The 487-nt window shown below is 57.5% G+C and carries 1 protein-coding gene; it reads left to right on the forward strand.

Annotation, left to right across the window (positions count from 1 at the left end):
• Positions 1–114: 114 nt before the first annotated feature.
• On the forward strand, positions 115–487 hold a 373-nt coding region (locus EN780_RS37485), incomplete at its 3' end, for an ABC transporter substrate-binding protein (protein ID WP_245500305.1).

The raw sequence follows: 487 nt of genomic DNA on the forward strand, positions 1-487 counted from the left end.
AAGGTCCCTCGCACGAAGTTCGCGACAGCGAGTACGCGACCTATGAGCACGGATCTGGCGTAAGGCAACGGGCTCGACTAGCCGAGCCTGATTAGAAAAAGAGGAGAACACAGAATGTTTAGATTGAAATCGCTTCTAACCGGGGGGGTCATTGCTACCTTACTGGTAACGTCTGCGTTTGCCAAACGCGGCGCAGACGGCATCGTCAAGATCCTGAATTGGCAGGCGCCGTCGATGATGAATCCTTACCTCGCGGGAGGGGACAAAGAGGTCATTGCAGCATCGTTGGTGCTCGAGCCACTAGCCGGTTACGACGAGAATGGTGTGCTTTTCCCGCGGCTGGCCGCGGAGATCCCGACCGTCGAGAACGGCGGCGTCGCCGAGGACCTCAAGTCGATCACCTGGAAGCTGAAATCGGGCCTCAAATGGTCCGACGGTTCGCCGGTCACCTCGAAGGATGTGGTTTTCACCGCCAACTACTGCATGG

This window comes from Mesorhizobium sp. M4B.F.Ca.ET.089.01.1.1 (assembly GCF_004022605.1).
Lineage (GTDB): Bacteria > Pseudomonadota > Alphaproteobacteria > Rhizobiales > Rhizobiaceae > Mesorhizobium > Mesorhizobium abyssinicae.